Annotated in this window: 20 protein-coding genes; 9 read left to right on the plus strand and 11 right to left on the minus strand. The window is 69.7% G+C overall.

What is annotated here, in order from left to right; genetic code table 11:
• Positions 1–595: 595 nt before the first annotated feature.
• From Mth01_RS25310 to Mth01_RS25335, 6 genes are all read right to left on the minus strand, one after another.
• The gene (locus Mth01_RS25310; protein WP_204018453.1) at positions 596–2,737 is read right to left on the minus strand and encodes an MMPL family transporter; all 2,142 of its coding nucleotides are present in this window, start codon (positions 2,735–2,737) and stop codon (positions 596–598) included.
• A gap of 28 nt (positions 2,738–2,765) precedes the next feature.
• Positions 2,766–3,314 carry a TetR/AcrR family transcriptional regulator gene (locus tag Mth01_RS25315; RefSeq protein WP_204018454.1) on the minus strand — a complete coding sequence of 183 codons (549 nt, stop codon included), beginning with the start codon at positions 3,312–3,314 and terminating at the stop codon, positions 2,766–2,768.
• A 226-nt stretch (positions 3,315–3,540) separates the two neighbouring features.
• On the minus strand, positions 3,541–4,116 hold the full coding sequence (locus Mth01_RS25320) for a GTP-binding protein (protein ID WP_204018455.1): 576 nt from the start codon (positions 4,114–4,116) through the stop codon (positions 3,541–3,543).
• Complete coding sequence (locus tag Mth01_RS25325; protein ID WP_204018456.1) at positions 4,097–4,465, minus strand: DUF742 domain-containing protein; 369 nt, start codon at positions 4,463–4,465, stop codon at positions 4,097–4,099. The genes Mth01_RS25320 and Mth01_RS25325 overlap by 20 nt, the downstream gene beginning before the upstream one ends.
• Positions 4,466–4,478: 13 nt before the next feature.
• Complete coding sequence (locus tag Mth01_RS25330) at positions 4,479–4,886, minus strand: roadblock/LC7 domain-containing protein (protein WP_204018457.1); 408 nt, start codon at positions 4,884–4,886, stop codon at positions 4,479–4,481.
• A complete protein-coding gene (locus Mth01_RS25335) occupies positions 4,883–7,561 on the minus strand; it encodes a sensor histidine kinase (RefSeq protein WP_204018458.1) in 2,679 nt (892 codons plus the stop codon). The genes Mth01_RS25330 and Mth01_RS25335 overlap by 4 nt, the downstream gene beginning before the upstream one ends.
• 184 nt (positions 7,562–7,745) lie before the next feature.
• On the opposite strand from Mth01_RS25335, the gene Mth01_RS25340 reads away from it, so the two are divergent.
• The 3 genes from Mth01_RS25340 to Mth01_RS30220 all read left to right on the plus strand — a co-directional run bounded on the left by Mth01_RS25340 (position 7,746) and on the right by Mth01_RS30220 (position 10,510).
• Positions 7,746–8,573 (plus strand): SDR family NAD(P)-dependent oxidoreductase, encoded by an 828-nt coding sequence (locus tag Mth01_RS25340; RefSeq protein WP_204018459.1) that lies wholly within the window; start codon positions 7,746–7,748, stop codon positions 8,571–8,573.
• A gap of 218 nt (positions 8,574–8,791) precedes the next feature.
• Positions 8,792–8,992, plus strand: a complete 201-nt coding sequence (locus Mth01_RS25345) for a hypothetical protein (protein ID WP_204018460.1) — start codon at positions 8,792–8,794, stop codon at positions 8,990–8,992.
• Between the two features lie 45 nt (positions 8,993–9,037).
• Positions 9,038–10,510: a flotillin family protein gene (locus tag Mth01_RS30220; protein ID WP_204018461.1), complete on the plus strand. Its 1,473-nt coding sequence runs from the start codon at positions 9,038–9,040 to the stop codon at positions 10,508–10,510.
• Between the two features lie 174 nt (positions 10,511–10,684).
• On the opposite strand, the gene Mth01_RS25355 is transcribed toward Mth01_RS30220, so the two are convergent.
• The 3 genes from Mth01_RS25355 to wecB all read right to left on the minus strand — a co-directional run bounded on the left by Mth01_RS25355 (position 10,685) and on the right by wecB (position 15,596).
• Entirely contained in the window at positions 10,685–12,220 is a 1,536-nt protein-coding gene (locus Mth01_RS25355) for an MDR family MFS transporter (RefSeq protein WP_239089994.1), read from the minus strand.
• A 99-nt stretch (positions 12,221–12,319) separates the two neighbouring features.
• Positions 12,320–14,401, minus strand: a complete 2,082-nt coding sequence (locus Mth01_RS25360; protein WP_204018462.1) for a glycosyltransferase family protein — start codon at positions 14,399–14,401, stop codon at positions 12,320–12,322.
• 67 nt (positions 14,402–14,468) lie between these two features.
• Positions 14,469–15,596, minus strand: a complete 1,128-nt coding sequence (wecB, locus tag Mth01_RS25365; RefSeq protein WP_204018463.1) for a non-hydrolyzing UDP-N-acetylglucosamine 2-epimerase — start codon at positions 15,594–15,596, stop codon at positions 14,469–14,471.
• Between the two features lie 74 nt (positions 15,597–15,670).
• On the opposite strand from wecB, the gene Mth01_RS25370 reads away from it, so the two are divergent.
• From Mth01_RS25370 to Mth01_RS25395, 6 genes are all read left to right on the plus strand, one after another.
• Positions 15,671–17,383, plus strand: a complete 1,713-nt coding sequence (locus Mth01_RS25370) for a glycosyltransferase (RefSeq protein ID WP_204018464.1) — start codon at positions 15,671–15,673, stop codon at positions 17,381–17,383.
• Positions 17,384–17,488: 105 nt separating this feature from the next.
• Complete coding sequence (locus Mth01_RS25375; RefSeq protein WP_275409029.1) at positions 17,489–18,766, plus strand: nucleotide sugar dehydrogenase; 1,278 nt, start codon at positions 17,489–17,491, stop codon at positions 18,764–18,766.
• A 12-nt stretch (positions 18,767–18,778) separates the two neighbouring features.
• Positions 18,779–19,870, plus strand: coding sequence for a glycosyltransferase (locus Mth01_RS25380; RefSeq protein ID WP_204018465.1), 1,092 nt, complete (start codon positions 18,779–18,781; stop codon positions 19,868–19,870).
• 49 nt (positions 19,871–19,919) lie between these two features.
• Positions 19,920–21,812: a DUF4434 domain-containing protein gene (locus tag Mth01_RS25385; RefSeq protein WP_204018466.1), complete on the plus strand. Its 1,893-nt coding sequence runs from the start codon at positions 19,920–19,922 to the stop codon at positions 21,810–21,812.
• 10 nt (positions 21,813–21,822) lie between these two features.
• Positions 21,823–22,479 (plus strand): NUDIX hydrolase, encoded by a 657-nt coding sequence (locus Mth01_RS25390; protein WP_204018467.1) that lies wholly within the window; start codon positions 21,823–21,825, stop codon positions 22,477–22,479.
• Between the two features lie 61 nt (positions 22,480–22,540).
• Positions 22,541–23,722: an acyltransferase family protein gene (locus Mth01_RS25395; protein ID WP_204018468.1), complete on the plus strand. Its 1,182-nt coding sequence runs from the start codon at positions 22,541–22,543 to the stop codon at positions 23,720–23,722.
• On the opposite strand, the gene Mth01_RS25400 is transcribed toward Mth01_RS25395, so the two are convergent.
• The gene (locus Mth01_RS25400; protein ID WP_204018469.1) at positions 23,652–24,434 is read right to left on the minus strand and encodes a polysaccharide deacetylase family protein; all 783 of its coding nucleotides are present in this window, start codon (positions 24,432–24,434) and stop codon (positions 23,652–23,654) included. The two genes, Mth01_RS25395 and Mth01_RS25400, sit on opposite strands and share 71 nt — an antisense overlap.
• Before the next feature lie 36 nt (positions 24,435–24,470).
• Positions 24,471–26,630 (minus strand): glycoside hydrolase family 6 protein, encoded by a 2,160-nt coding sequence (locus tag Mth01_RS25405; protein ID WP_204018470.1) that lies wholly within the window; start codon positions 26,628–26,630, stop codon positions 24,471–24,473.
• Positions 26,631–26,641 lie beyond the last annotated feature (11 nt).

Below are 26,641 nucleotides of genomic sequence, written 5' to 3' on the forward strand. Positions count from 1 at the left end.
GGCACTCCCGGCGGCGGCACTCCCGGCGGTGGCAACCACGGGGGCGGCAACCACGGGGGCGGGGGCGGCAACAACTGGGGCGGCGGCGGCTGGGGCGGCGGCCACAACCGCGGCGGCGGCAACTAGGGCCGGGGGCAACCACGGTGGTGATTACGGGGGTGGCCACCACTAACCGCTGAGCCCGCTGTCGCTCGGCGCTGTGGATGGACACAGCACACCACAACGCCGAGCGACAGCACCGCAATGATCTTGGCGGGAACGCACAACGCATCCCGTCCAGAAAACGGCGAGAGACGCGGAAGACCCCGGTACGCGTCTCTCGCCCCCCAATTCGTGGCGAAGAGCCGTCCGGACATCGGATGCTCGTGTCCAGGTCCTGCCCACCAGCCCTGGGCAGGCACCACGGCCCGCCGGGCAACCTGGGGCACGGCAGGGACGGGGATGGCGACACGCCACGACAGAGCGGCTGCGACAGGGGGGTTAGTCGCAGCCGCTCCTCGTTGTAGTTGGCGGGACTCCGGGGCCGGCCTCCCGATGATGCGAACGGGCTTCGCCGCCGACGTCATCTCGAGCGGGGCAGCCGTCTCGTTGAGCTCTACACCTGCTCGAGGACGCGCTCGTCGGAGAGTCGCCGACGCAGGCGTTCGCCCTCGACGTCGAGGTTGGGCAGCGCCCGGGCCAGCGGACGCGGCAGCCACCAGGCGGCACGGTCGAGCATGGACATCACCGCCGGAACGAGGGTCATGCGGACGACGAAGGCGTCGATGAGCACGCCGATGGCCAGCGCGAAGCCCATGGACTTGATGATCGGGTCGTCCATGAACACGAACCCGCCGAACACGGACGCCATGATCAACGCGGCGGCGGTGACGACCCTGGCGTTGTGTCCCATGCCGTTGATCGTGGCCTGCCGGGCCGTGTCGCCGTGAACGAAATCCTCCCGCATCCGCGAGACCAGGAACACCTCATAGTCCATGGCCAGCCCGAACAGGATGCCGATCAGCAGGATCGGCAGGAAGCTGACCAGCGGACCCGGTACGTCCAGGCCGACCAGATCGGCCAGATGCCCCTGCTGGAAGATCGCCACCGTGATGCCGAAGGTCGAGCCCACGGTGAGCAGGAAGCCGAGCGCCGCCTTGACCGGCACCAGGATCGAGCGGAAGACCAGCATCAGCAGCAGCACCGACAGGCCGACCACCAGCAGCAGGTACACCGGCATGGCGTCGGCCAGCTTGTCGGAGACGTCGATGCCGACGGCGGTCGCACCGGTCAGCGCGATCTCCGCGCCCCCGATGCCGGCGACCTGGGCGCGGATGGCGTGGACGGCGTTCTCGGTGGCCACGTCGGTGGGCCCGGCCTTCGGAATGATGGTCAGCAGCGCGGTGGTGCCGGCCGCGTTCGTCTGTGGCGGGGCCACGGCCAGCACGCCCTCGGTCTGCTGGATCAGCTTCGCGACCTGCCCGGCGGCCGCCGTCGTCGCCTGGGCGTCGTCGGCGGAGACCACGGCGATCAGGCGGGCGTTGAAGCCCTCGCCGAACCCCTCGCTGGTCAGGTCGTACGCCCGGCGCTCGGCGGAGCCGGGGGCGGCGGCGCCGGCGTCCGGCAGAGCGAGGCGCAGGTCCTGGGCCGGGAGCGTCAGCGCGCCCAGGGCGAGGATCCCCGCCAGCAGGATCGGCACGCGCAGCCGGGTGACGATCCGCCCCCAGGCGTACCCGAAGCCCTCTCGGCCCGCGCTCCCGCCGGTGCGCTGTTCGCGCGGCAGCACGCGGGCGCCGGCGTACGACAGGAAGGCGGGCAGCAGGGTGAGCGCGACCAGGACGGCGACGGCCACGGTGCCCGCGGCGGCCAGGCCCATGACGCTCAGGAACGGGATGCCGACGACCGACAGCCCGGCGAGCGCGATCACCACGGTGGCTCCGGCGAAGACGACCGCCGTTCCGGCGGTGCCGGTGGCCCGGCCGGCGGCGTCTTCGGGTTCCATGCCCTCAGCGAGGAACTGGCGATACCGAGAGGTGATGAACAGCGAGTAGTCGATGCCGACGGCCAGGCCGAGCATCAGCGCGAGCACCGGCGTTACGGAGGTCAACTCGACGACGCCGCTGAGCGCGTACAGACCGGCCATGCCGACGCCGACGCCGATCAGCGCGTTCAGCAGCGTCATGCCGGCCGCCACCAGCGAGCCGAAGGTGACGATCAGCACAGCCGCGGCGATCAGGACGCCGAGCCCTTCCGATCCGCCCACTTCGGGCGCGCTTCTCATGACTTCGCCGCCGTGCTCGACCCGTAGCCCGGTCGCCGATGAACCGGCCTTCAGGTACGCCGCACGCTGGGCGTCGGTGACCTCCTGAGCGCTCCGGTCGAACTGCACCTGAACCAGGGCGTAACGGCCATCGGCGGAGACCGCGCGAGACTGGAACGGGTCCAGGGCCGCGACGACGCCGGGGATGGCCGCGGCCTCCTTCACCACGGGCGCGACGGCGGCGGGGGCGAGCTTCTGCCCCTGCGGAGCGGCGACGACGATGGTCCCGGTGGCCCCGCCGGCCTGCGGAAACTCCTTGGCCAGCGCATCGAGTGCCCGCTGCGACTCGGTGCCGGGCATGGTGAATTTGTCCGTCGTGGAACCGCTGAAGGCGGCGACCGCCCCGCCCAACAGCACCAGCGACAGCAGCCACACGGCGGCGACAAGCCCCCGCCTGCGGAAGGAGAACCGGCCCAGCCGGTACAGCAAGGTTGCCATGGGGGAAGAAGGTCTCTTTCTCGAGAGGTCAGTCGATCGGAAGGTCGAGCGTGCGCTGCGCGCCGCGGCGCAACTCGGCGCATATCGTCTCGTCGGGCACCGGAAGGTCGGCGGCGCTCGTCAGGAAGATCGCCGTCAGCGCCATCCAGGCCCGCACCCGGGCCTGCGGAGCAGCCGAACGGCCGGCCAGCGAGTCGATCAGTCGCTCGATGACGGCGTCCACATCAGGCAACTCCGGGCGGTTGAGCATGGCGTCGATGTCCTGCAGGAGGATCTTGACCTGCAGCCGGAAGCGCATCGACAGCCCGACGAGCCCGGCGACCGCCGCCCGTGCGGCCTCGTCGCCGTCCAGCGGCGCGAGGCGCTCTGCGAGCTCGGCCAGCTCCCGCCCGGCCGGTGTCAGCAGCTCAGCCAAGATCGCGTCTTTGTTCGCGAAGTGGTACAGCAGGGACGCCTTGGCGCAGCCCACGTCCGAGGCGATGTCCTGCAGCGACGTGCCGCGGAAGCCGCGCGTGGCGAACAGCCGCGCCGCCGACTCCAGGATCTCCTCGCGCATCGCGGTAGCGGAACGTGCCATGCACCCACGATAACTGACCGATCGGACAGTCCTGCCGGTCGCCCCCGTCGTCGCGGCCTGCTTGTGACCGCCGCTGGGATCGGAGACGGGGACGGAGGCAAGGCGGGGTGGCCGTGAAGCGTCTACCCCGCGCCGGGCGGCACACGACCGCCCGGATCAGATGGGGGACCTTCGCCCGGCAACGGGCGAATCACTGCGGATCGCTGATCCTCAATGAACGGCGCGTCTAGCGCTGCGCGGCGGTCAGCATCTTGAGTGCGTGCTCGACGAGGGTGACGAGCACGACTTTGGCGGAGGCCCGCCGCCGTACGTCGCACAGCAGCACGGGTACGTCCGGATCGAGGTCGAGAGCGATTCGCACGTCCTCAGGCTCATGGGTTTCAGCGCCATCGAAGCAGTTCACCGCAACAATGAAGGGGGTGCCGCGTTGCTCGAAATAGTCAATGGACGGAAAGCAGTCCGTGAGGCGGCGGGTGTCGGCCAGCACGACCGCCCCCAGGGCGCCATAGGAAAGTTCGTCCCACATGAACCAGAAACGTTCCTGGCCCGGTGTGCCGAACAGGTAGACCACGAGGCCTTCCCTGATGGTGATCCGGCCGAAGTCCATCGCCACGGTCGTGGTGGTCTTCCCCTCCACACCGTCGGTGTCGTCCACGCCCACGCCACGATCGGACAACACCTCCTCGGTGCGCAAAGGACGAATCTCACTGATCGCCCCGACCAGCGTGGTCTTTCCGACACCGAAACCGCCGGCCACGAGGATCTTGAGGGCGACCGGCTCCTCAGAGGGCGCGAAGGCCATTGATCACTTCCTTGAGAATGCGCTCGCTTGGCAGCGGCGCCACCTTGACCGGGGACCGTACGTCGATCTGTCCCAGGTCGTGGAGATCCCCGAGTAGTACGCGGACCACGCCGAGCGGCAGGCCCACATCGGATGCGATGTCCGCCACCGAGGCGCCGAAGCGGGCGATCTCCAGGATGCGCCGCTGTTCGGGCCCGATGCCCGAGTCGTCCCCCGCCGACTCAGGGATGGCGGTAACCATGGCGATCAGATCGAAGTCGTCGCCGGAAGACCGCGTGCGGCCTCCGGTCAACGCGTACAGCCGGACGAACTGGCCGGCCTCTTCGTCCATCCACGTGGGTTCCGTCATGTGGCCTGCCATCTCATGGAGAGATCCGCCGGGGGTTCGTCGAGATGTGCTGGCCGACCCGCTTGACGAGCATGGCCATCTCGTACGCGATGTGGCCGACGTCCGCGTCGGAGGCCGCGAGCACGGCCAGGCAGGTGCCCTGCCCGGCGGCCGTCACGAACAGGAACGCGGTCTCCATCTCGACGATCGTCTGGCGTACCTCGCCCCCGCCGAAGTGCCGTCCCGCACCGCGTGCCAGGCTCTGGAAGCCGGCGGCGACCGCGGACAGGTGCTCCGCGTCCTCTCGGCTCAGCCCCTGCGAGGCTCCAACGACGAGGCCGTCGGTGGAGAGGATCACCGCCTGTCGGACGGCGGCGACCCTGCTGATGAGATCGTCGAGCAGCCAGTTGAGTTCGCCGTTCGACGTCGCTTTGCCGGTCATTCGTCACCTTTCTCGCCGTGCATGTTCTGTGCGTGGTCGTCGGGAGTGCCGCCGCCCGGCTGCTCCGACTCCTCGCGGCCGCGCTGCGCGCCTCGCTGGATCGCCGAGAGCATCGCCCTGGCCTCCTCCGGGGACCGGCTGTCGCAACCCGTGTCCGGGATCGGCGCCGAGAGCGGCGGCTGGTCTCGGAGCTGTGGCGCGATGCTGGCCTGGCGCACCCGGCGTGGCAGTCCGGCATGCGTGCCGTTCGCAATGGACCCTCTCACCAGCCGGGAGCCGTTCCCGGTAAAGCCATCCTGGCGGAGACCGTCCTGATCCAAACCCTTCTGTTCCGGCTTATTGTGCCTGACCGCCGCTTGTTCCGAAACGCCCGGCCCCGAAACGCCCGGCCCCGAATCGGCCAGACCTGGATCGGCCAGACCTGACTCGGTACGCGGATCGCGGTGAGCCTCGGTGTCGTTCGCACCATTCTCCGAAGGGCTGCCGGAGCCTGAGCTGCCGGAGTCTGGGTCGCCACGGTTCGGGCCGGGGGAGCCCGGCTCGGCGAGGTCTGCCCGAAGTGCCGAGGGCACGGCCTCGGTACGCAGGGCGGCAGGGGTGAAGAATGGCGAGGAGTCCGGGTCGTCGCTTTCGGCGGGCATATTCCGCGATTCACCCCGGTGGGATTCATCCCGGTTCGATTCACCCTGGTGCATGGTGGCCGGACCCGGTTTGGCATGCGTGCCGGCTGCGAGGGCAGGGGCCGTCACATGCGGCGCTGGGCCCTGCGCGTACGGGCCCTGCGCGTGCGAGTTCTGCGCGTGCGAGTTCTGCGCGTACGGGGCCTGCTCAGCCGATCCGGTGATCGCGGGCGGAGCCCCGTCGCCGGCCACCAGGGCGCGCGGGATGAGCACGATCGCGGTCGTTCCGCCGTACGGCGAACTGCGCAGGAACACGTTGATTCCGTACCGGCCGGCGAGCTGGCTGACGACGAACAGGCCGAGCCGGTCGCTGTCCGCCGGGTCGAACTCGGGCGGGTCGGCGAGCCGCATGTTGATCTCGTCGTACTTCTCCGGCTCCAGCCCCAGGCCGCGGTCCTCGACCTCGAGCACCAGCCCGTTCGCGACGACCTCGCCGCGCACCCGCACCTTCGTCTGCGGCGGCGAGAAAATCGCCGCGTTCTCCATCAGTTCCGCGATCAGGTGCACGATGTCGGCCACCGACGCGCCGGTGAGCGACGCTTCCGGCATCGGTGTCATCGAGATGCGGGTGTAGTCCTCGACCTCGGAGATCGCGGCGCGGACGACGTCGATGACCGGCACCGGCTTGCGCCAGGACCGGCCGGGAGTGGAGCCCGAGAGGATGATCAGGCTCTCCGCGTGGCGGCGCATGCGGGTCGTCAGGTGGTCCAGCCGGAACAGCTCCCGCAGGGACTCCGGGTCGTCGGTACGGCGCTGCATCATGTCGAGCAGGGTGAGCTGGCGGTGCAGCAGGCCCTGGTTGCGCCGGGCCAGGTTGAGGAAGACCTGGCTCACGCCCTTGCGCAGGTTGGCCTGGCCGACGGCGGCCTCGACGGCGGTCCGCTGCACCGAGGTGAACGCGTGCGCGACGTCCTCGACCTCCAGCGAGCCGCCGGCGCGGATGGGCGGCGCCTCGGCCGCGACGTCGACGTCCTCACCCTGCCTGAGCTTCGCGACGACTCGCGGGAGTCGTACGTCGGCGAGGTCGAGCGCCGCGTCCCGCAGGTCCGCGAGATCGTGGGCGAGGCGCCGGCCGAACCGGACCGAGAAGATGATCGTGAAGGCGATCGCCACGAGGCCGAGCCCCCCGGCGATCACGATGCGGGTCATGATGCCGGTCGCGGTGGAGGCGGACTCCGCGTTCAGGGCATCGGTGGCCCGGGCACGGGCGCTGTCGAGCTCGGAAGTGATGCTCTGGACCGTGGCCTCCCACCTCCCCGCCGCGGCAGGGAGCGGACCACCCGAGCGCACCTGGTTGACGACGAGGTTCTCGAGGTCGGCGAAGCGGGCGAACATCGGGGAGCCCAGCACTCGCTCGTACGGCGCCCGCATCTCGCCGCTCAGGACCGACCGGTTCTTGCGATAGAGGAAGCGGCGGGTGGAGACCCACTCGCTGAACGCGTTCTGCTCCTCCTGCGTCAGCCGCCGGCTGACGAGGGCGCCGCGGATCAGGGCGTCCTCACGCGCGATCATCTCGTACGCGTTGCCCATCCCCTGCAGTGCGCCCGCCTGCTGGAAGATGGTCAGGTCCGGGACGGAGACGAGCCGCTCGTACAGGCCGAAGAGCTGGTCCATCAGCCCGTTGTAGCCGTCGATGGCCTGCAGCCGGTTGAACCTGCCCGTCGCGACCGCCTCGCGGATGAAGGACAGGCGTTCGAACGAGCCGAGCACGGTGTCGAGGTTCGCCTGGAGCTCGCCGCTGAGTGAGTCGCGGGTGCCCCCGTCGCGGGCCATCCCCATGAACGTGTCGAGCGACTGCGTGGTCTTCTTCTGCTGCGTGCTGAGATCGGCCGAGTTGGTCTGGCCGGAGCTGAGCAACTTGGCGGTGATCGCGCGCTCGGTCTGCAGCTGCAGCCCGAGGTCGGTAGAGGTGACGCCGAGGGTGTCGTACAGGGTCTTTGCCCGATACAGGGCTAAACCATCACCAACCGTCAGTTTTAGGACAAACCCCCACATGGCACTCAGCATGAGTAGGGGTAGGAGCAGCAGTAAAAAGATCTTGAACCGAATCGACCGGTTTCTCGAACCCATGGCCACTCCTGCATTGCTGGAGGCTCGTGCGCATTTGCGGAAAATGCACCTCCGGAAGATCGCACAGCAGGCTAGCACCTATACAGTTCTGGCGCATTGGGAGGATCTGATGAATACAGTGATCACTGGGGCAAGTTCCGGAATCGGGGCAGTCGCCGCCCTTGATCTCGCGAAGCGGGGGCATCGACTTGTGCTCGTCGGTCGTGACCCGGCCAGGCTGGCGGGGGTCGCGGATCGTGTCGGCTCGATCGCCGGAACGCCGGCGGACGTCCTGGTCGCGGACTTCGCCTCCCTGGATCAGGTGCGGCGGCTGGCCCGTGAGTTGCTCGACCGGTGTCAGCGAATCGATGTTCTGATCAACAACGCGGGCATGATGGTCGGCGAGCGTCGGATCACCGAGGACGACAACGAGTTGATCATTCAGGTCAACCACCTCGCGCCGTTCCTGCTGACCAACCTGCTGATCGACCGGCTGAGGGCGTGCGGCGCACGGGTCGTGACCACCTCGTCTCGGGCCGCCAGGGCCGGCCGCCTCGATCCGGGGGACCTGTCGCGGGAACGGCGCCGCTGGAACGGGTGGCTGCAGTACGGCGATTCGAAGCAGGCCAACGCGCTGTTCACCGTGTCGTTGGCCGAGCGGGGCCTGGCCGCGACCTGCCTGCATCCCGGAGTGCTGAAGACCGGGTTCGCCGCCGACACGCGCTACATGCGGTTGGTCACCCGGATGCCCGGCATGTCCGAACCCGTGGCGGCCGGGGCCGGCAGGATCGTTCATCTGGCCACTCATGAGGACGGCGTCGCGCACCCAGGCCGATACTTCGCCCGTAACCTCCCCGTCGGTGTGCCGAGCCGGATGTCCGACCCCGCGCTCGCCGAAGCCCTCTGGCGGGCCAGCCTCACCGCCACCGGTCTCGGGCCGTCCGCAGCCGACTCCTGAGGCAGAATCATCGGAAAATCGTTTAAGAACTGATATGGAACCATTATGAGAAGTCGCCCGTTATCTGGGCGAAGACGAATCGTGTGCGGCGTATCCGGGCGCGACGCGGCAGACCGCGGAGGGCTTTCCTTCGAGTGCTGTCGTAACGCGGAAATCCGGGGTAACGTGCGCATTCGCGGTGAACTACGGGTGACGGGACGTGACGACGGGGTGACACGGTGATCGGCAGGCAGGGCAGGGTCACGGGAAAGATCGGCCCAGGCCTTGTGGGTGAGGTGATGGTGCCGATTCGCGGGGGCACCGAGGCGTTCTACGCCCATCCCAGTGTCCCGGACGAGGAGATCCCGGTCGGATCGATGGTCGTCGTCGTGGAGTATTCGCCACCGCGCACGGTCTACGTAGCCCGAGCGATCGTCTGACCCGGGGCGTGTTGCCCCTACCATCCCCCGATCACGGAGGCATGAATGCCGACGGAAATCCTGTTCGTGGGCGCGGCTGTCGTCGTCCTCATCATCCTCATCATGCTGTTCAAGGCCGTCTGGCGGGTCGCCGAACCCAACGAGGCGCTGATCATCTCCGGTCTCGGCGCCCACACGAGGAACGAACTGGCCGACAGCCTGGGATTCAAGATCGTCACGGGCAAGGGCACGGCCGTGCTGCCCGGGTTCCAGACGGCGCGCCGGCTCAGGCTCGACAGCCGGGCGACCAACCTGCAGGTGTCCTGCGTCACCCAGCAGGGGATCCCCGTCCAGGTGCGCGGGGTGGTGATCTACAAAGTCGGCGACGACTTCGTGAGCATCGCGAACGCCGCCCGGCGCTTCCTCGACCAGCAGGACTCGATGAACGACGCGATCCACGAGCTGTTCACCGGTCACCTGCGCTCGATCACCGGCAACCTGACCGTCGAGGATCTCATCCTGAACCGTGAGCGGCTCACCAGCGAGACGCGCAGCTCGGCCGCCGACGAGATGAGCAAGCTCGGCCTGGTGGTGGACTCGCTGCAGATTCAGGAGATCGACGACGAGACCGGCTACATCACGAACCTGGGTAAGCCGCACGCCGCAAGGATCGCCGCCGCCGCCCGCATCGCCGAGGCGCAGCGCGACCAGGAGGCGACCGAGGCAGAGCAGGTCGCGGCCGCGAACAAGGCCGCGGCCTGGCGTGACGCCCAGATCAAGCAGGCGTCCTACCAGGCCGAGATCGATCAGGCCCAGGCGCGCACCCGCCAGGCCGGCCCGCTGTCGGAGGCCGCCGCCCGCCAGGAGGTCGTGGTCCAGGAGACCAGGGCCGCCGAGCTGGAGGCACAGCTCTCCGAGCAGCGGCTGCAGTCCCAGGTGCGCAAGCCCGCCGACGCCAAGGCGTACGAGACCGTGACGCTGTCGCAGGCCGAGCGCGACGCGCGCATCGCCCAGGCGGAGGCCGAGGCCAGGGAGACCGAACTGCGTGCCGCCGCCCAGGCGTCGCAGGTGAAGCAGACGGCGGCGGCCGAGGCCGAGGCGGTACGGCTCCGCGGTGAGGCCGCGGCCGCCGCGACGAAGGCGACGGGTCTGGGTGAGGCCGAGGCCGCGAAGGCACGCGGCCTGGCGGAGGCCGAGGCGGCCAGGGCGAAGGGTCTGGCCGAGGCCGAGGCGATCCGCGCACGCTCGGAGGCGCTGGCCGAGAACCAGGAGGCCGTCATCGCCCAGCAGCTCGCCGAGAACTGGCCGCAGATCGTGGAGGCCGGCTCGAAGGCGTTCGGCAACGTCGATCACATGGTGGTGCTGAACGGCGCCCAGGGCATCGAGGAGATGCTGGCCAAGGCCCTCACCCTCGGTGGCACCGGTCTCGGCCTGGCCCGATCCCTGCTCTCCGGCGGCAACGGCCTGGCGGCCGGCGTCAACGGGACCGGAAACGGCGCCGAGCCCGCCGCGAAGAACGCCATCGACACCGCGTCCTGACGGCCGTCGTTCCGCAAGACGTCGTTCCGGAAGCCGCTGACGACACGAACGTTCGTCCCCGTCACCCGCACGGGGACGAACCATCTAACTCCACTTCGACGAAATGGGCTTAGATGATTTCAGTCGCCCCGCCGAATCTCGGAGCGAGTTCGTCACCCTGGCTTCGAGAGCCGGTCAGCTGGTCTCGGTGGCGGCCTGGGCGCGGCGGCGGGGCATGAGAAGCAGTCCGCCGACGATGAGCACGGCCACGACGAGGAGGGTGAGGAACACGTTGTGGACGGCGTCGTGGAGCGCGCCGCGGATGAAGGACATCGCGGCCGAGTCCGCCGCGCCCTGCCCGGTCAGCACCGCGCTCGTGGCGTCCACGCTCCTGGGCAGCCGGTCGCCGCCCACCGAGGCCGGCGGGTGGGCGAGGCGGTCCGACAGCGTCGCGTTCGAGACGGCGCCCAGGACCGCCGCGCCGACCGCGCTGCCGATCGACCGGCAGAACATGTTGGTCCCGGTCACCACGCCGCGGCGTTCCCATCCGACGACGGACTGAACGGCGACCAGCGTGGGACTCGCCGTGAGTCCCATGCCGAGGCCGATGACCAGGCACGCCCCCGCCACCTGCCAGACCTGGGACTCCTGGCCGAGCAGGACGCACAGTACGGCCCCGGCCACGATGACGGTGGTCCCGATCAGCGAGGTGTCACGGAAACCGATGCGCATGTAGAGACGGCCCGAGAGCGTCGCGGCGAACGGCCAGCCGATGCTGAGCGCGGCCAGGGTGAAGCCCGCCACCAGGGCACTCGTGCCGAGCACGCCCTGCGCGTACGTGGGCACGTAGGAGCTGAGTCCGATCGTGAACGCGCCGATGCCCAGCGCGGCGATGTTGCCGCCGGTCAGCACGCGGTGGCGGAACACCCACAGCGGCAGCACCGGCTCGGCCGCCCGGCGTTCCACGAGGACGAAGGAGACCACCAGGGCCACGCCCGCCGCGAAGATGGCCAGGCTGATCGGCGATCCCCAGCTCCAGGCCACGCCGCCTTCGAGCAGGCCGAGGATGAGCAGGGACGAACCGACGGTGAGCAGCACCGCGCCCAGGTAGTCGATCCGGTGTGAGCCGCGGGTCACCCGCTCCTTGAACCGCCGGGCGAGCGTCCAGGACGCGACCGCGCCGAGCGGGAGGTTGATGAAGAAGATCCACCGCCAGGTCACGTAGTCGGAGAACACCCCGCCCAGCGTGGGCCCGACGACCGCCGAGACGCCCCACACACTGGCGAGGTAGCCCTGCACCCGGGCCCGTTCCTCCACCGAGTACATGTCCCCGACCATGGTCATGCTGATGGGCTGGACGGCTCCGGCTCCGATGCCCTGGATCGCGCGGAAGAGGATGAGCGTCGGCATGCTCCACGCGGCGCCGCACAGCACGGACCCGAGCAGGAAGGCGCCGATGCCGAAGAACATCACCGGCTTGCGTCCGAAGACGTCGGCGAGCTTGCCGTAGATCGGGACGGTCACCGCCTGGGTGAGCAGATAGATCGAGAACAGCCACGGAAACTGGGAGAACCCGCCCAGATCGGAGACGACGGACGGCACCGCGGTCGCGATGATCGTGCTGTCCAGCGCCACCAGGCCGGTGCACAGCATGATGGCGGCCAGCACCGGCCCGCGCTCCGACCTGAACCCGACGCCGTCCCGTTTCTCACCAGCCGCGACCGTGCTCACGTTGCCTAGCTCCCCTGGGACATGCCGCCGTTACGCGAGTGACCAACGGCCGATTGTCTCCCCGCATTCCCGGCGAATCAGGCCTGACCGGGACATTCATCAGATCAGGACATGTTTCTCCGGGTTGCCGGCGAAGCAGAACTGCGCGTTGCGGGTCAGCTTGTAGTCGGCGGCCTGCCAGGTGTGGGCGGTGGCGTCCGAACCCCTCATGTAGATGAAGTTGAACCGGTCGGCCGAGTAGATCCGGACGCCCTCCGCCTTGCAGCGCCGTACGAGCCGGGTGTCCTCACCGGCGTTCACCGGCTCGAACGGGAACGACCGGAGCAGGTCGGCCCTGGCCAGGATCGTCGCCCCCTGGATGAGATGGGCGTAGCGATGCTCCAGGCCGGGCAGGCGGAAGATCGTGATGTCCTGCGCCGGGAAGTACGTGTAGTGCGCGCCCTTGCCGACCATCTCGGCGTCGGCGTAGTCGAACGACCGGACCAGGTCGGACAGGTAGTGCTCGCCGTAGATGTTGTCGTCGTCCATCTTGGCGATCAGCTCGCCCTCGGCGTGGGCGATGCCGTGGTTGAGCACCTCGCCCAGCGTCCAGGCCGGATCGGCGGTCAGCACCTTGACGGCGGGCACGCCGGCGGCCAGCGCCTTGTCCCGCACCACGGCCGGGTCCTCCGACAGGCCGTGCAGGACCAGCACGAGCTCCAGGTTGCGGTGCCGCTGGCGGGCGACCTGGTGGATCGCGTGCCCGAGCTGACCGGCCCGGTTGGTCGGCAGCACGACGGAGATCGACGGCGACCGCGGCGCGATCTGGCGGCCGAGGTCGGTGAGGATCTGGTCGACCCGGTGGGAGAACAGGTGCTTGTCGAACACCTCGCGCAGGGCCAGATGGCCCTGGCGGGCCCGCAGCTCGGGGCTGTTGATGAGATAGATCGCCCGGTTGTAGGCCTCCTCCTGGGAGTGGGCGACCGGGATCAGCTCCCCGAACGTCTCCTCGATCGCCCGCGACCACCCCGACAGCACGGTCGTCCCGCACGCGGACAGCTCGAAGACCCGGCGGGCGCACATGGTCGGTGAGTCGATCACCGAGTTCACGTTCAGGAAGACCTTGTACATCTTGTACGCGGCCAGCATCTGCTCGTACGGCAGCTCGCCGACGATGTGCGGGCGGTACTCCTCGGGCCAGGCGTACTTGTCGGCCACGCTGTCGTTGCGCGCGAAGATGTGCAGGCCGAGGTCGCGTGCCGGGGCGAGGATCGTCTCCATCTGCTCGCGCCGCTCGGGGTGCTTGTCGCGGAAGTACATGCCCGCGAACACGATGTCGTACGGCCGGCCCTGCTTGGTCTGGATCGGGTTGTGGATCCGCGGCTGGGCGGCGAACTGCAGCACGCCGACCCTGTCATGTCCCAGCCTCTCGCGGTATTTCGGGATCATGTCGCCGTCGCACGTGTACACGTAGTCGAACAGCTTGGCCGTCTCGATGAAGAAGTCGAAGTTGGGCGGGTCCTCCTTGTTCCAGAAGACCGTGGGGATGCCCTCCTCCCCGCACCAGGCGATCAGGTCGCGCAACTCCTGCTTGGGGGCGTTGGTCCCGGTCATCTGGTAACGCCACCGGCCCTGGTTGCCGTGCCAGGCCGACTCGCAGAAGAGCAGCTCGGGCCGCTTCTCGGCGAAGATCTCCCGCCAGTCCTGCAGGCCGAACTCGATCTGGTCCCATTCGTAGCGGAACGCCAGCCGGGAGAAGTCGTCGAGGATCACCGCGACCCGCATGTCGGGCCGCACCACCGGGCCGTCCGGCCACTGCAGGTTGGGGATCTTGACCTCGGGGCCCTTCGCCTCGGCGAGCGCGGCGACCTCGATCGCGGACATCGGCGCCTTCGGCGCGCTCTTGCGGTCCCTCATCGCCTTCTTGAGGTCGCGCGGCAGCCGGACGAACTTGGCGGGCCTGGACGCGCTGGTCAGGACCTCCGCCACCCGGTACGGACGCTGCGTCTGGGTGGCCTTGACCCGCCAGAGGGCATAGTCGGCGCGGGCCTCCTGATAGGCGAGCCGGTTCTCCAGGTCACGGATCCGCTGCTCGTAGTACTCGACGTGCTTGCGCTCCTCGGGCAGCCAGTTCACCGGCCCCAGCCGCTTGAACCGGGGTTCCTCAGGAGTCTCATCAGGAGTCTCGTGCGTCTCAGCCATACTTCTCCCCTTTGTGGAAAAGACATCGTACGGCGACTGTCGCCCGCTTCGTGTCTATTTGCCCGAACTAGCCGAGCTTGCCGCGGGAGGCGGGGGAGAGGTTGTCGCCGCGCAGCCAGGCCGCGATCACTCGGGCGATCCTCGGCCCGGCGGCGCCGTCCCACAGCGGCGGCAGTTCCCCGCTCGGCGTGACGGCGCCGTCGGCGAGCGCCTTCCCGGCGGCGGCGGTCAGCCCGGCGGGGGTGACGAGGCGGTTGGTGCCGTGGGTGACGGTGATCGGCCGCTCGGTGTTCGGCCGGACGGTCAGGCACGGGACGCCCAGCATGGTCGTCTCCTCCTGTACGCCTCCGGAGTCGGTCACCACCAGCGCCGCGCCCCGCACCAGCGACAGGAAGTCCACATAGCCGAGCGGATCGACGATCTTGAGGTTCGGCCGGTCGACCAGGCCGGCGTCGGCCAGCCGCTGCCGTCCGCGCGGGTGCAGTGGCACGATGACCGGCACCTGCTCGGCGACGCCGAGCACCGCCTCGACCAGCTCACGGGCCGCCTCGGGGTCGTCCACGTTGGCCGGCCGGTGCAGCGTCGCGACGGCGTACCTGCCCGACACACCGAGTCGTTCCTGGACCGGGGCCGGGTCGAGCCCCGGCAGCGCGGCGAACAGGCTGTCGATCATCGGGTTGCCCACGAGGTGCACCCTGGCCGGGTCGACGCCCTCGTTCGTCAGGTGCGACAGCGCCTCGGGCGAGGTGGCGAACAGCAGGTCGGACAGCGCGTCGGTCACCACCCGGTTGACCTCCTCGGGCATCTCCCGGTCGAACGACCGCAGGCCGGCCTCCACGTGCGCCGTCGGCACATGGAGCTTGGCGCACACGAGGATGGCGGCGAGCGTGGAGTTCACGTCGCCGTAGACGACCACCAGCGAAGGGGCGTGCTCGAGCACCACGTCTTCGAGGCCGGTGAGCAGCGCGGCGGTCTGCCGGGCGTGCGAGCCGGAGCCGACGCCGAGGTTCGCGATCGGCTCGGGCAGGCCCAGGTCGGCGAAGAACACATCCGACATCAGCGCGTCGTAGTGCTGACCGGTGTGGATGATGCCCTGCCGGACCCCGAGCTCCGCCAGGCCCTTGACCACCGGTGCCGCCTTGACGAAGTTGGGCCGGGCGCCCAGCACGTGCAGGACGAGCGGATTGTCCCTCATTGACCACGCCTTTCATCCGAGCGTCAGTGCGTTGACCCCCCTGGGACAAACGTTGCCTATGGTACGTTCACGCCGTGCAACCCGAGGCCAACACTCCTACCACTCCAAAGCCGACTCCCAAGCCGGCTTCCGAGATAGCGGCCAAGTCTGCCAGGGCCGGTCTGGGCGGCTTCCTCCGTGGTTTCGCGAAGAACCCGGTCCTCGTGTCGCGGATCTTCGTGGGCAAGGTCAAGTCCGACCCCCTGCGGGTGGCCCAGGCGGCCGCCGATGCGACGCCGTCGATCCTGCGCCCGGTGGTCGGCCGCGTCGCCTGGCCGGCCGCCCGCTACGCGAGGGTGATCCGGCGCAAGATCCTGCGCCGGATGGCCGACGGGCCGATGGAGAAGTCGAAGGAGCTGTTCGACGCCGGCCACATGACGCAGGCCGTCGAGAGCCTGCGCCCGCACCAGCGGTGGCCGTTCGTCCGCCGCAAGATCACCCAGTATGAGGGTGAGATCGCCGCACTCGGGCCCGATCCGATCCCGCCCAAGCCCAGGGTGATCATGGGGGAGCGGGTGCCCGGCCGGGTGCTGCACATGGTCACCAACGCCCTGCCGTACACACAGGCGGGCTACACGGTCCGCACGCACCGGATCGTGACCGCCCAGCGCGCCGCCGGGCTCGACCCCCACGTCGTGACGAGCTGGGGCTGGCCGATGCTGCAGGGGCACACCGAGGCCGAGCCGTACGACGAGATCGACGGCATCCCCTACTACCGCCTCCTGCCGAAGGGCGAGGTGCCGTTCGAGACCCGCGGCCGGATCACCCGCGGCGCCGCCGACGTGTCCGAACTCGTCCGCACCCTGCGTCCGCAGGTGCTGCACGCCGCCACCGATCACCGCAACGGCTCGGTGGCGATGGCCGTACGCGAGCGGACGAACACCCCGTTCGTCTACGAGGTGCGCGGGTTCCTCGAGGAGACGTGGGCCTCCCGCGACCCCAGGCGGGTCGGCACCGAGCGCCACCGGATGCAGCGCGAGCGCGAGGCGACCATCATGTGCGCCGCCGACGCCGTCGTGACGCTGGCCGAGACGATGGCCGCCGAGATCGTCGAGCGCGGCGTCCCCCGGGAGCGGATCCACCTCGCTCCCAACGCGGTGGACGACTCTCTGCTCACCGCCGACTACGACGGCGCGGCCCTGCGTGAGCGGTACGGCATCGCCAGGGACGAGATCGTCGTCGGCTCGGTGTCGAGCATCGTCGGCTACGAGGGCTTCGCGACGCTGCTGAGCGCCGCGGCGCTGCTGCGCGACGCCAGGACGCCGGTGCGGGTCCTCCTGGTCGGCGACGGCGCCGAGCGGCCGGCGCTGCTGGAGCAGGTCGAACGGCTCGGCCTGGGTGACGTCGCGATCCTGCCCGGCCGGGTTGGACCGGACGAGGCGCTCCAGGCGCAGGCGGCGATCGACATCTTCGTCTGCCCACGCGAGGACCTGAGGGTCTGCCGCCTGGTCACCCCGCTCAAGCCCGTCGAGGCGATGGCGCTGGGCAAGCCGGTCGTGCTCAGCGACCTGCCCGCGCTGGCCGAGCTCCTCGGCGCCGGGGGCGGCGCCCCCGGCAGCCCGGGGCTGCTCGTACGGCCCGGCGACCCCGCGGCCCTCGCCGAAGCCCTCACCGCCCTGCGGGACGACCCGGAGCGCCGCCGCGCGATGGGCGAGGCGGGGAGGACCGAGGTCGCCGCGCACCGGACCTGGAGCAGCCTGGCCCGGACATATCAGCAGATCTACCAAACTTTGACCGAGAGCCGCTAATCACCTGAACATGTGGTACATAAGGCCACCTTGGTGTCGACTTGAGATAACCTTTGCCACCATGAAGTGTTGTTTCCGCCCTCAGGCCACTCCCCAGGTAATGCCGTGACCTCCGTCGATCTTCCAATCGATCTCACGGTCATCGGACTGGGCTACGTGGGCATGCCGCTGGCCAAGGAGGCCGCGGCGGCCGGCCTGCGGGTGGCTGGCCTGGACGTCGACCCTCGCAAGGTCGAGGCCATCAACGCCGGTCAGTCGTACATCGACGACCTCACCGACGCCGATCTCGACGCCATGGTCTCCAGCGGCTTCACTGCCACGCTGGACCCCTCCGTGCTGGCGCGGTCGAGCACGATCGTCGTGTGCGTGCCGACGCCGCTCGACGAGGACCACCGTCCCGACCTGTCGGCGGTCGAGGGCGCGGTGGGCGCCATCGCCGAGCGTCTGCGGCCGGGCACCCTGGTCGTCCTGGAGTCCACCACCTGGCCCGGCACCACCGACGAGCTGGTGCGGCCCATCCTGGAGCGGAAGTCCGGGATGGTCGCGGGTGAGGACTTCCACCTGGCCTTCTCGCCGGAGCGGATCGACCCCGGCAACCCCAAGTTCGGCCTGCGCAACACTCCCAAGGTCGTCGGCGGCTACACGAGCGCCTGCCGGGACCGGGCGGCGGCCTTCTACGCACGGTTCGTCGAGCGGGTCGTGCCGGTCAGCGGCACCCGCGAGGCCGAGATGGCCAAGCTGCTCGAGAACACCTACCGCCACGTCAACATCGCGCTCGTCAACGAGATGGCGATCTTCTGCGACGAGCTCGGCGTGAACCTGTGGGAGGCCATCGAGGCGGCCTCCACCAAGCCGTTCGGGTTCCAGAAGTTCCTCCCGGGTCCGGGGGTGGGCGGCCACTGCATCCCGGTCGACCCGTCCTACCTGTCGTACACCGTGCGCAAGCTGGGCTACCCCTTCCGCTTCGTGGAGCTGGCGCAGGAGATCAACGAGCGGATGCCGTCCTATGTCGTGGCCCGGGTGCAGCGGCTGCTGAACCGGGACCGCAAGGCGGTGAACGGCTCCCGCGTGCTGCTCCTCGGCGTGACCTACAAGCCCGACATCGGTGACCAGCGCGAGACTCCCGCCGTCCCGGTGGCCGAGGCGCTGCTGGAGCTGGGCGCGGACCTGGCGTACTGCGACCCCTACGTCACCGAATGGGCGGTCGAGGGCAGGGCGATCCCGCGGGCCGAGAACCTGGCCGAAGCCGTCGAGGCGGCCGACATCACCGTGCTGCTCCAGCAGCACTCCGTGTTCGATATGGACGTGGTGGAGAATCGGGCCCGGCTCGTGCTCGACACTCGCGGCGTGCTCTCGACCGGCGATCGCGTCGAACGGTTGTAGGAGGGTCCACGCGTGCACGTGCTCGTCATGACGGTGGTGCATCACCCCGAGGACGCCCGGATCCTGCACCGGCAGATCCGCGCACTCGTCGACGCCGGTCATGAGGTCACGTACGCGGCCCCGTACACCGCGCGCGGGGTGGTGCCCCGCCCGTGGGTCAATGGAGTGGACCTGCCGAGGGCGGCGGAACGGCGCCGCCTGGCCGCCGTACGGGCCGCGCGCAGGCTGTTCAGGAGCATGCGCGGCAAGGTGGACGTCGCGCTCATCCACGATCCCGAGCTGCTGCTCGCGGTGGCCGGTGTCCGCGGCCGCCCGCCGGTCGTCTGGGACGTCCACGAGGACACGCCCGCGACGCTCTCGCTGAAGCCGTGGCTGCCCGCCTTCCTGCGGCCGCCGATGCGGTTCCTCGCCCGGCTCCTGGAGGGTACGGCGGAACGCCACCTGCACCTGCTGCTCGCCGAGTCGGCCTACGCCGGGCGGTTCAAGCAGTCTCACCTGGTGGTGCCGAACGAGACGTGGGTGCCCGACAGCGTCAGCCCGCCCGGCGACGACCGCGTGGTCTATCTCGGCTGGCTGTCGGAGGCCCGGGGCGTACGCGAGGCCGTCGAGGTGGCCAGGCTGCTCCAGCCGCATCGCGTCGCGGTCGAGCTGATCGGGTACGCCGACCCGCAGAGCCGGCCGGTGCTCAACGACGCCGTCGCCGAGGGCCTGCTGGAATGGCGTGACTTCATGCCCAACGACGAGGCGCTGAAGCGGCTCGACGGGGCGCTCGCCGGGCTGTCCCTGCTGCATGACGAGCCGAACTACCGGCACTCCATGCCCACAAAGATCATCGAGTATATGGCGCACGGCATCCCCGTGATCACCACGCCGTCGCCGCGTGCCGTGGAGCTCGTCGAGCGCTACCAGTGCGGCGCGATCGTCCCCTGGGAGGATCCGGACGCCGTGGCCCGGGCCGTGCTGCGGCTCAGGGACGACGCGGCGGCGCGGCGCGCGACCGGTGGGCGGGGCTACGCCGCGGCCCGCGCCAACCACCACTGGCCGAGCTCGGCACGCCGGTTCGTCGCCCAGCTCGAGGCCTGGGGCGGCGTCAAGGGCCGTTGACCGGCGGATTCACGAACCCAGAGAACGACGGGCGGTAGTTGTCCTGAAGTTGCGTTGGCTCATTCTCATCCTGGGCATCGCGATCCTCGCGGGGGTCGCGTCCGTCGTGATCGTCCTGAGAGACGGGGTGGCGCCGGGGCCGCGGACGGCCGGCACCGAAGTGACCTCGCCCGCCGCCTCGCCCTCACCTCCGCAGGAGGGACCGCCCTCGCCCACGGCCAGCGCGTTCACCGACCCGTGCGGCACCTTCGACACCACCGCGCCCACGCCGTACGCCGTCACGGGCTACTGGCTGATCCCCACCTCCGACCCGTGCACCTGGCGCCGGCAGTTGCAGGCCATCCACCGCCTCGGCGGGGACACGGTCGTACGGCTCGGCTACGGCCTGTCGCCGCGTCCGGTGGACCGCGAGGGCCGGGTCCTGAGCAGGCTGGGTGACGGCGCAGGCCCGGTGAGCGGGAACCAGGGGAAGACCGCTGAGGATCCGAAGCCCGACGGGCGCTACGCCAAGTGCGAGGAGAACGGCCTCACCTGCGTGCAGGCGGCCGAGAAGGACCTCAAGGCCGCCAACCCGGGCAACATGATCACCTGGACCTATGTCTACCGTACCGACGAGCGCTTCGGTCCCGGGATCTTCCGCTGCCCGTCGATAGAGCACGAGATCGAGGTGAACGGCGCCGTCTTCTACCGGCTGATCGCCCCCGAGGACGGCTCGGACGACCCGACCTGCGACTTCACCTCCAAGGGGCGGCGCTATCACCTGATCCTGGTCTCGGCCGGGCAGAAGGACAGCCTCACCGAGCTGCTCGACCTGGGGGACCGGTTCGGCATCCAGGTGTTCCCGGCGCTGCCGCTCGCGCCGCGCGACTTCGTCAAGACGGCGACCGCCGACCCCCGGCACATCGGCACGCTCACCACGCTGACCCGGCGCGTCCTGCAGGACTACGGCGACCGTTTCGCCGGCCGGGCCTCGCTCGGCGGCGTCTACCAACCGTTCGAGCTGCAGATCCGCGACTGGACCGATCCGAGCAAGTTCCAGACGCTCCTGGTCTACGAGGAGCAGCACCGGATCGTCGAGCAGGTGCTGCCGGGCAAGCCGATCCTCGTCAGCCCCTACCTCGACGGCCGAAGGCAGAAGAAGTACACCGCCACCCCGGCGCAGGTCGCCGCGGGCTTCAAGGCCCTCGCCAGGACCGGGGTGGGGATCATCGCGCCGCAGGACGGCCGGGGCACCGGCAAGGTCGGCCTGTACTGGCCCAACCTCAAGAACAAGCCGGTGGACGACCGCCTCAAGCCCGTCGTCGGCGACACCACCTACGCCGCGGCCTACTACGGCTCGACCCGTGACTACTACCGGGCGATGGCGCAGGCCCGTACGGAGTTGGCCGAGGAGGGCATCGACGTGCGGCTGTGGGCCAACGTGGAGGCGTTCGAGCCGACGCCCACCGACGGCGACACGTGCGGCCGTCAGTCCTCCCGGGGGCGTACCGACAAGGCCCGGCTGGACACCCAGGTCGCGCTGGCCGCGCCGTACGTCTCGAAGATCATTTCGTACATGTGGAGCGATTTCTTCACCTGCGACTCGCCCTCCCTGTCGAAGGAGATCTCCGATGACTGGGACCGGCCCATCGCGATCGAGGCCCGGCGCGTCGACCAGGAAGCCCAGGACGGCCAGGGCGGTCTGGAAATCCGGGGCTATCACGTCGGTTTCGCCAAGGTCACGCTGAGCTGGACCGGCGTGGAGACGCCGCGGGTGATCGACGCGGCCGTGGTCGGCCGGCGCGACACCGCCCCCATCGAGGGGCTGCCGGTCGGCACCGAGAAGGTCTGGATCCCGGTCGACTGGGCCAGCGTGCCGCAGGACGTGTGGGTGCGCGTCGACGTGACCACCTCCGACGGCAGGAAGGCGGCGGAGCCGGTCTACTACCGTAATTCCGTGTAGCGTGCCTGTCATGATCCCGCGAATCCCGGTCAGCGTGGATCTGGTCGTGCTCACCGTCAGATCCCAGGAGCTCAGCGCGCTGGTGTGGCGGCGCGACCGGCCCCCGTACGAAGGCCGGTGGGCGCTGTCCGGCGGGTTCATCAAGCTGGAGGAGGACCTGCCCGCCGCCGCCGCCCGGGTGCTGACGGAGCGGGCCGGCCTCCCGGGTGCGCCGGTTCATCTGGAGCAGCTGCATTCGTACGGGTACCCCGACCGCGACCCCCGCCAGCGGGTGCTCAGCGTCGCCTACCTGGGTCTCGCCCCCGACCTGCCCGCCTCGACCGAGGCGCACATGAGCTGGCAGCCGGTCGCCGAGCTGACGGAGATGGCCTTCGACCACCGCCGCATCATGCTCGACGGGGTCGAGCGGGCCCGGGGCAAGCTGGAGTACACCTCGCTGGGCGCGGCGTTCTGCCCACCCGAGTTCACGGTGGCGGAGTTGCGCCGCGTCTACGAGATCGTGTGGGGCCGGCAGCTCGACCCGCGCAACTTCCACCGCAAGGTCACCAAGACCGGGGGGTTCCTCATCCCGACCGGCCGTACGACGACCCGGGACGGCGGCCGCCCCGCCATGCTCTACCGCCGCGGCCCGGCCGTACTCCTTCATCCCCCCATGCTCCGCGTCTAGGCCGTGCCGGGCATACGAGTTTGATCGTCGTTCAGGGATCTTTCAGGATATATTCCGGCCTATGCTCTTCACGGCCCAGCGCGGTTCGGATGCGCCGGCCAAACTCCCCGAGCCTCCGAGGCTGCGCGTCCTCGACCTTCTACGGTTCTGCGCGGCGCTCGGGGTGGTGCTGTTCCATTTCGGCGAGACCCGCGCATGGGGCACATCCAACGCCTTCCCGGCGCTGAGCGCGGTCACGATGTTCGGCGTCTACGGCGTGCGGCTGTTCTTCGTCATCAGCGGGTTCGTGATCCTGATGAGCGCATGGGGCCGTTCGTCGGGCGAGTTCGCCGTCTCGCGGATCGCCCGGCTCTACCCGGCGTACTGGGCGAGCGTGCTCATCCTCGGCGCGCTGGCCGTCGGCGGGCTGATCACCGACCACCGGCCCACCTTCAGCCAGCTGCTGGCCAACATGACCATGCTCCAGCACGGCCTGCGGATCAGGGACCTGGAGATCGTGTACTGGACGCTCTGGCAGGAGCTGGTCTTCTACGCGCTCGTCGCCTGCTTCGCCGCGATCGGCATCACCTACCGCCGCTGTCTGGCCTTCCTCGGCGGCTGGGTGTTCCTCCTCGTCGTCGCCGAACGGGTGAACGCCGATCTCCTCCAGGCCGTGCTGGTGCCGTTCGCCGCGCCGTACTTCATCGCGGGCATGGCGCTCTACCTCGTCCACCGTTTCGGCGGATCGTTCTTCCCGTGGCTGTTCGTCGGGGTCGGCTGGGTGCTCGCGCTCGTCAACGTGCTGGGGGAGAAGCCGGCCGCGTTCACCAGGTTCGGCCCCGCCGTCGGATCCGCGCTGGTGGTCGGCGTGATCTCGCTGATCTTCCTGGTGATGATCCTGGTGGCGCGCGGCTCACTCGATCGGCTCGACTGGCGCTGGCTGACGACGCTGGGCGCGCTGACCTACCCGCTCTATCTCTTCCACCACCATGTCGGATTTCTGCTCATCCAGGCGCTCCACCCCGTGCTCGGGAACCGGCTCACGCTGTCGCTGGTGGTCGTCGCCGTCCTGGCCGTGGCGTACGGAATCCACCGACTGGTGGAGCGGCCGCTTCAGCCCCGGCTGAAGGCGGCGCTCACCCGCTCACTCGCCATGGTCGACCGGGTCGGCGTGGCCGGCGTGGTCGAGGTGGTCACTTCTTCTTCGGGCGAGGCGGATAGATCTCCCCTCCCCGCAGCTCCCGGCCCTGCAGCAGGGTCGTGATGGTGACGAACTTGTAGCCCTGCTTCTCCAGCTTCGTCAGCACGCCGGGCATGGCCTTGACGGTCTCCGGGACGATGTCGTGCAGCAGGATGACCGCGTTCCGCTCGGCGGCGGCGAGCGTACGTTCGGCGATGACCTTGGTGTTCCTGGCCTGCCAGTCGAGGGTGGAGTGGGTCCACAGGATCTGCGGCAGTCCCATCTCGGCCATGAGCTGGGCCAGATGGGCGTTGGTGGCGCCGTTCGGCGGCCGCATCATCGTCGGGGCCTCGCCGATCGTCTGGTAGATGATGTCCGAGGTGCTGTTGATCTCGCTGAAAACCTCATCGTCGGGCAGCTTGGTCAGGTCCGGATGGTTCCAGGTGTGGTTGCCGATCTCGTGGCCCTCTGCCGCTATGCGCTGGGTCAGTTCTGGCCGGTTGGCCACCTTCCGGCCCAGCAGGAAGAACGTGGCCTTCGCCCGGTGCTTCTTCAGCGTGTCGAGCAGTTCGGGCGTGTACGGCCACGGGCCGTCGTCGAAGGTGAGGGCGATGCACTTGTGCTTCGCGCAGTACGGCTTGGCCTGCGCCTGCGCCTTCGCCTTCGCCGTCGCCTCAGGCGTGACTTTCACGTGGGTGGCGGTCTGGGACGCCGTCGCGGGTCCGGCCGTCACGGGGGTTACGCACAGGCCGGCGGTGCAGAGCCCGGCCATCACAATGCTGATTTTCCGCCACATGCCGCTGGATCTTAGTGAAGAACCCTGAAAATAGGATCAGAGAGGCGGGACGGCGTCCCTGGCACGCTGGAGCGCGAGATCCGGCCACCAGACGCCGCCATAGGGCGTGACGATCCCATAGATCGGATCCTTCGGACCGGCCGCGCCGCGCGTGCATCGGTCGTCCGAGAAGCCGGGTGGCCGGAGCCACAGGTATCCGTCGGCGAGTCCGCTGCCGGTCCGGTTGGTCGGCCGGGCACCGACGCCACGCCCGGGAGGATTGCACCATTCCTGCGGGTCCTTGTACTTGCCCGCCGGCGGCTCCCACTCCCCCTTGCCGTTCCTGCTCGTGTCGATCACGAAGTGCGGCAGTCCCTCGGTGTTCTCGGGGCGGGTGTTCTCGGAAGTGGTGTCGCAGCCCCGGCCGGCTGAGATGTCCCCGACGCATTCGGCGAGCCGGGTTCCGTACGCGACGAGCCGATCCGTCGGCTGGAACCCGGCCACGTTGAGGTAGAAGCCGTCGGCCCTGCCGATCCCCGCCTTGATCAACCGCGCCGCGATGACGTCGAGGGACGGCCAGTGCTCCAGGCTGCCGTCGAGATACACGGCGGCGTGCGGCAGGGCGCGGAGGCGGCCGACGGCCGAGGCGAGCATCCGGAACCGGGCCTGCTGGTCCTTCGCGTCGCCGCGCGCGCAGTCCTGTGAAGCCGGGAGCTCGGCGAGGCTGTTGGGCTCCAGCACGAACACCGCGGCGCGGTCGCCGACGGCCCGCGCGATCGCGTCGATCCAGTCGAGGTACGCCTCGGGGCTCGCCGCGCCGTTCTCGTTGCACGCGCGCAGCGGGATGTGGTCGGTGACGAAGACCGGCAGCGCGCCCTGCCGCACCGCCGCGTCCAGTGCCCCGCTCGTGGCGCGGGCGGCCTCGGTGGCGGTCATCTGGCTCAGCCATACGGCCTGGGGGATCTCGGCCAGCTTCCGCATCAGCGCGGCGTCCGCGGTCCGCCCGGACGCCTCCCACGCCGACGCCTGGCGGGCCGCGTCGCCGTCGGCGGGCACATGGAGCCGTACGTTCGGATCACGTAACGGATTCGACGACCCGCTGCCTGACGGACTACCGCCGGCCTCCGTGTTGTTTCCCTTGGCGCTCTGCGCGGTGCCGGGTTTCTCGGCCGAACCGGAGGACTCGCCGGAGGACTGGGACGACGTCAGCTGGACGGTGATGACGACCCCGGCGGTGACGACGGCCGCGACGGCCGCGACCAACCCGGTCAGGAACCTGGGCCGACGGCCTCGGGGCGAGCTCATGCGGGTGGGGACCGGCTCACCGGCCTGTTCCCTGTCTATGGGCGGGTCCACGAGCGGGGCCGGAGCCGGGGTCGGGATTGAAGCCGCGGTCGGGGTGACGCGGCCGGTGAGCAGGTCGAGGAGCTGCTGCGCGGTGGGACGTTGGGCGGGATCCTTGACCAGAGCCCGCTCGACGATCGCCCGCAGCTCGGGCTCGAGCGTTGAGATATCGGGGTCGGTGTGAATCACCCGGTAGAGGATGCTGGGGATGGATCCGGTGCCGAAGGGCGCCCGGCCCGAGGCGGTGTAGGCCACCAGGGCGCCCCAGGCGAAGATGTCCGATGCCGGGGTGAGGCGCTCACCGTTCGCCTGCTCCGGCGACATGAAGGACGGCGTGCCCGCGATCACGCTGCTGATCTCGACGCCGGCCTCGGTGACCTGGGCGATGCCGAAGTCGATGACCTTGGGACCGACGGGCGACAGCAGCACGTTCGACGGTTTGAGATCCCGATGGATCACACCCGCGTTGTGGATCGCCTGCAGCGCGACCGCGACGTTCACCGCGACGGCCTCCAGGCTCGACCCGGACAGCGGCCCCCGGGCCCGTACGACCTCCTGGAGCGTGGGGCCGGGGACGTACTCGGTGGCCAGATAGGCGACGTCGCCGTCCACGCCCGCCCCGAGGACGGCGGCGGTGCAGAAGCGGGCGACGCGCTGCGCGGCGGCCACCTCGCGCTGGAACCGGCGCCGGAAATCCGGGTCGGCCGCCCAGTGCGGGTGGATCACCTTGACCGCGGCCTCGCGGTCGTCGGCGTCCCGGCCGAGGAACACCGTGCCCATGCCGCCCTGGCCGAGCCTGCTGAGGATGCGGAACGGCCCGATCCGCCGGGGGTCCGCGTCCCGCAGCCCCTCGCCCTCGACACCGCTCGTCATCAATGTCGCTC

This window comes from Sphaerimonospora thailandensis (genome assembly GCF_016863115.1).
In the GTDB taxonomy this organism is placed as follows: domain Bacteria; phylum Actinomycetota; class Actinomycetes; order Streptosporangiales; family Streptosporangiaceae; genus Sphaerimonospora; species Sphaerimonospora cavernae.

Bases quoted from the DNA above. Each gene is read 5' to 3' on its own strand.
- Mth01_RS25335 (WP_204018458.1), bottom strand. From the start codon at position 7,561: ATGTGGGGGTTTGTCCTAAAACTGACGGTTGGTGATGGTTTAGCCCTG.
- Mth01_RS25360 (WP_204018462.1), bottom strand. From the start codon at position 14,401: ATGGCTGAGACGCACGAGACTCCTGATGAGACTCCTGAGGAACCCCGG.
- Mth01_RS25320 (WP_204018455.1), bottom strand. From the start codon at position 4,116: ATGGCCTTCGCGCCCTCTGAGGAGCCGGTCGCCCTCAAGATCCTCGTG.
- Mth01_RS30220 (WP_204018461.1), top strand. From the start codon at position 9,038: ATGCCGACGGAAATCCTGTTCGTGGGCGCGGCTGTCGTCGTCCTCATC.
- Mth01_RS25405 (WP_204018470.1), bottom strand. From the start codon at position 26,630: ATGACGAGCGGTGTCGAGGGCGAGGGGCTGCGGGACGCGGACCCCCGG.
- Mth01_RS25330 (WP_204018457.1), bottom strand. From the start codon at position 4,886: ATGACCGGCAAAGCGACGTCGAACGGCGAACTCAACTGGCTGCTCGAC.
- Mth01_RS25395 (WP_204018468.1), top strand. From the start codon at position 22,541: ATGCTCTTCACGGCCCAGCGCGGTTCGGATGCGCCGGCCAAACTCCCC.
- Mth01_RS25390 (WP_204018467.1), top strand. From the start codon at position 21,823: ATGATCCCGCGAATCCCGGTCAGCGTGGATCTGGTCGTGCTCACCGTC.
- Mth01_RS25310 (WP_204018453.1), bottom strand. From the start codon at position 2,737: ATGGCAACCTTGCTGTACCGGCTGGGCCGGTTCTCCTTCCGCAGGCGG.
- Mth01_RS25400 (WP_204018469.1), bottom strand. From the start codon at position 24,434: ATGTGGCGGAAAATCAGCATTGTGATGGCCGGGCTCTGCACCGCCGGC.
- Mth01_RS25340 (WP_204018459.1), top strand. From the start codon at position 7,746: ATGAATACAGTGATCACTGGGGCAAGTTCCGGAATCGGGGCAGTCGCC.
- Mth01_RS25315 (WP_204018454.1), bottom strand. From the start codon at position 3,314: ATGGCACGTTCCGCTACCGCGATGCGCGAGGAGATCCTGGAGTCGGCG.
- Mth01_RS25325 (WP_204018456.1), bottom strand. From the start codon at position 4,465: ATGACGGAACCCACGTGGATGGACGAAGAGGCCGGCCAGTTCGTCCGG.
- wecB (WP_204018463.1), bottom strand. From the start codon at position 15,596: ATGAGGGACAATCCGCTCGTCCTGCACGTGCTGGGCGCCCGGCCCAAC.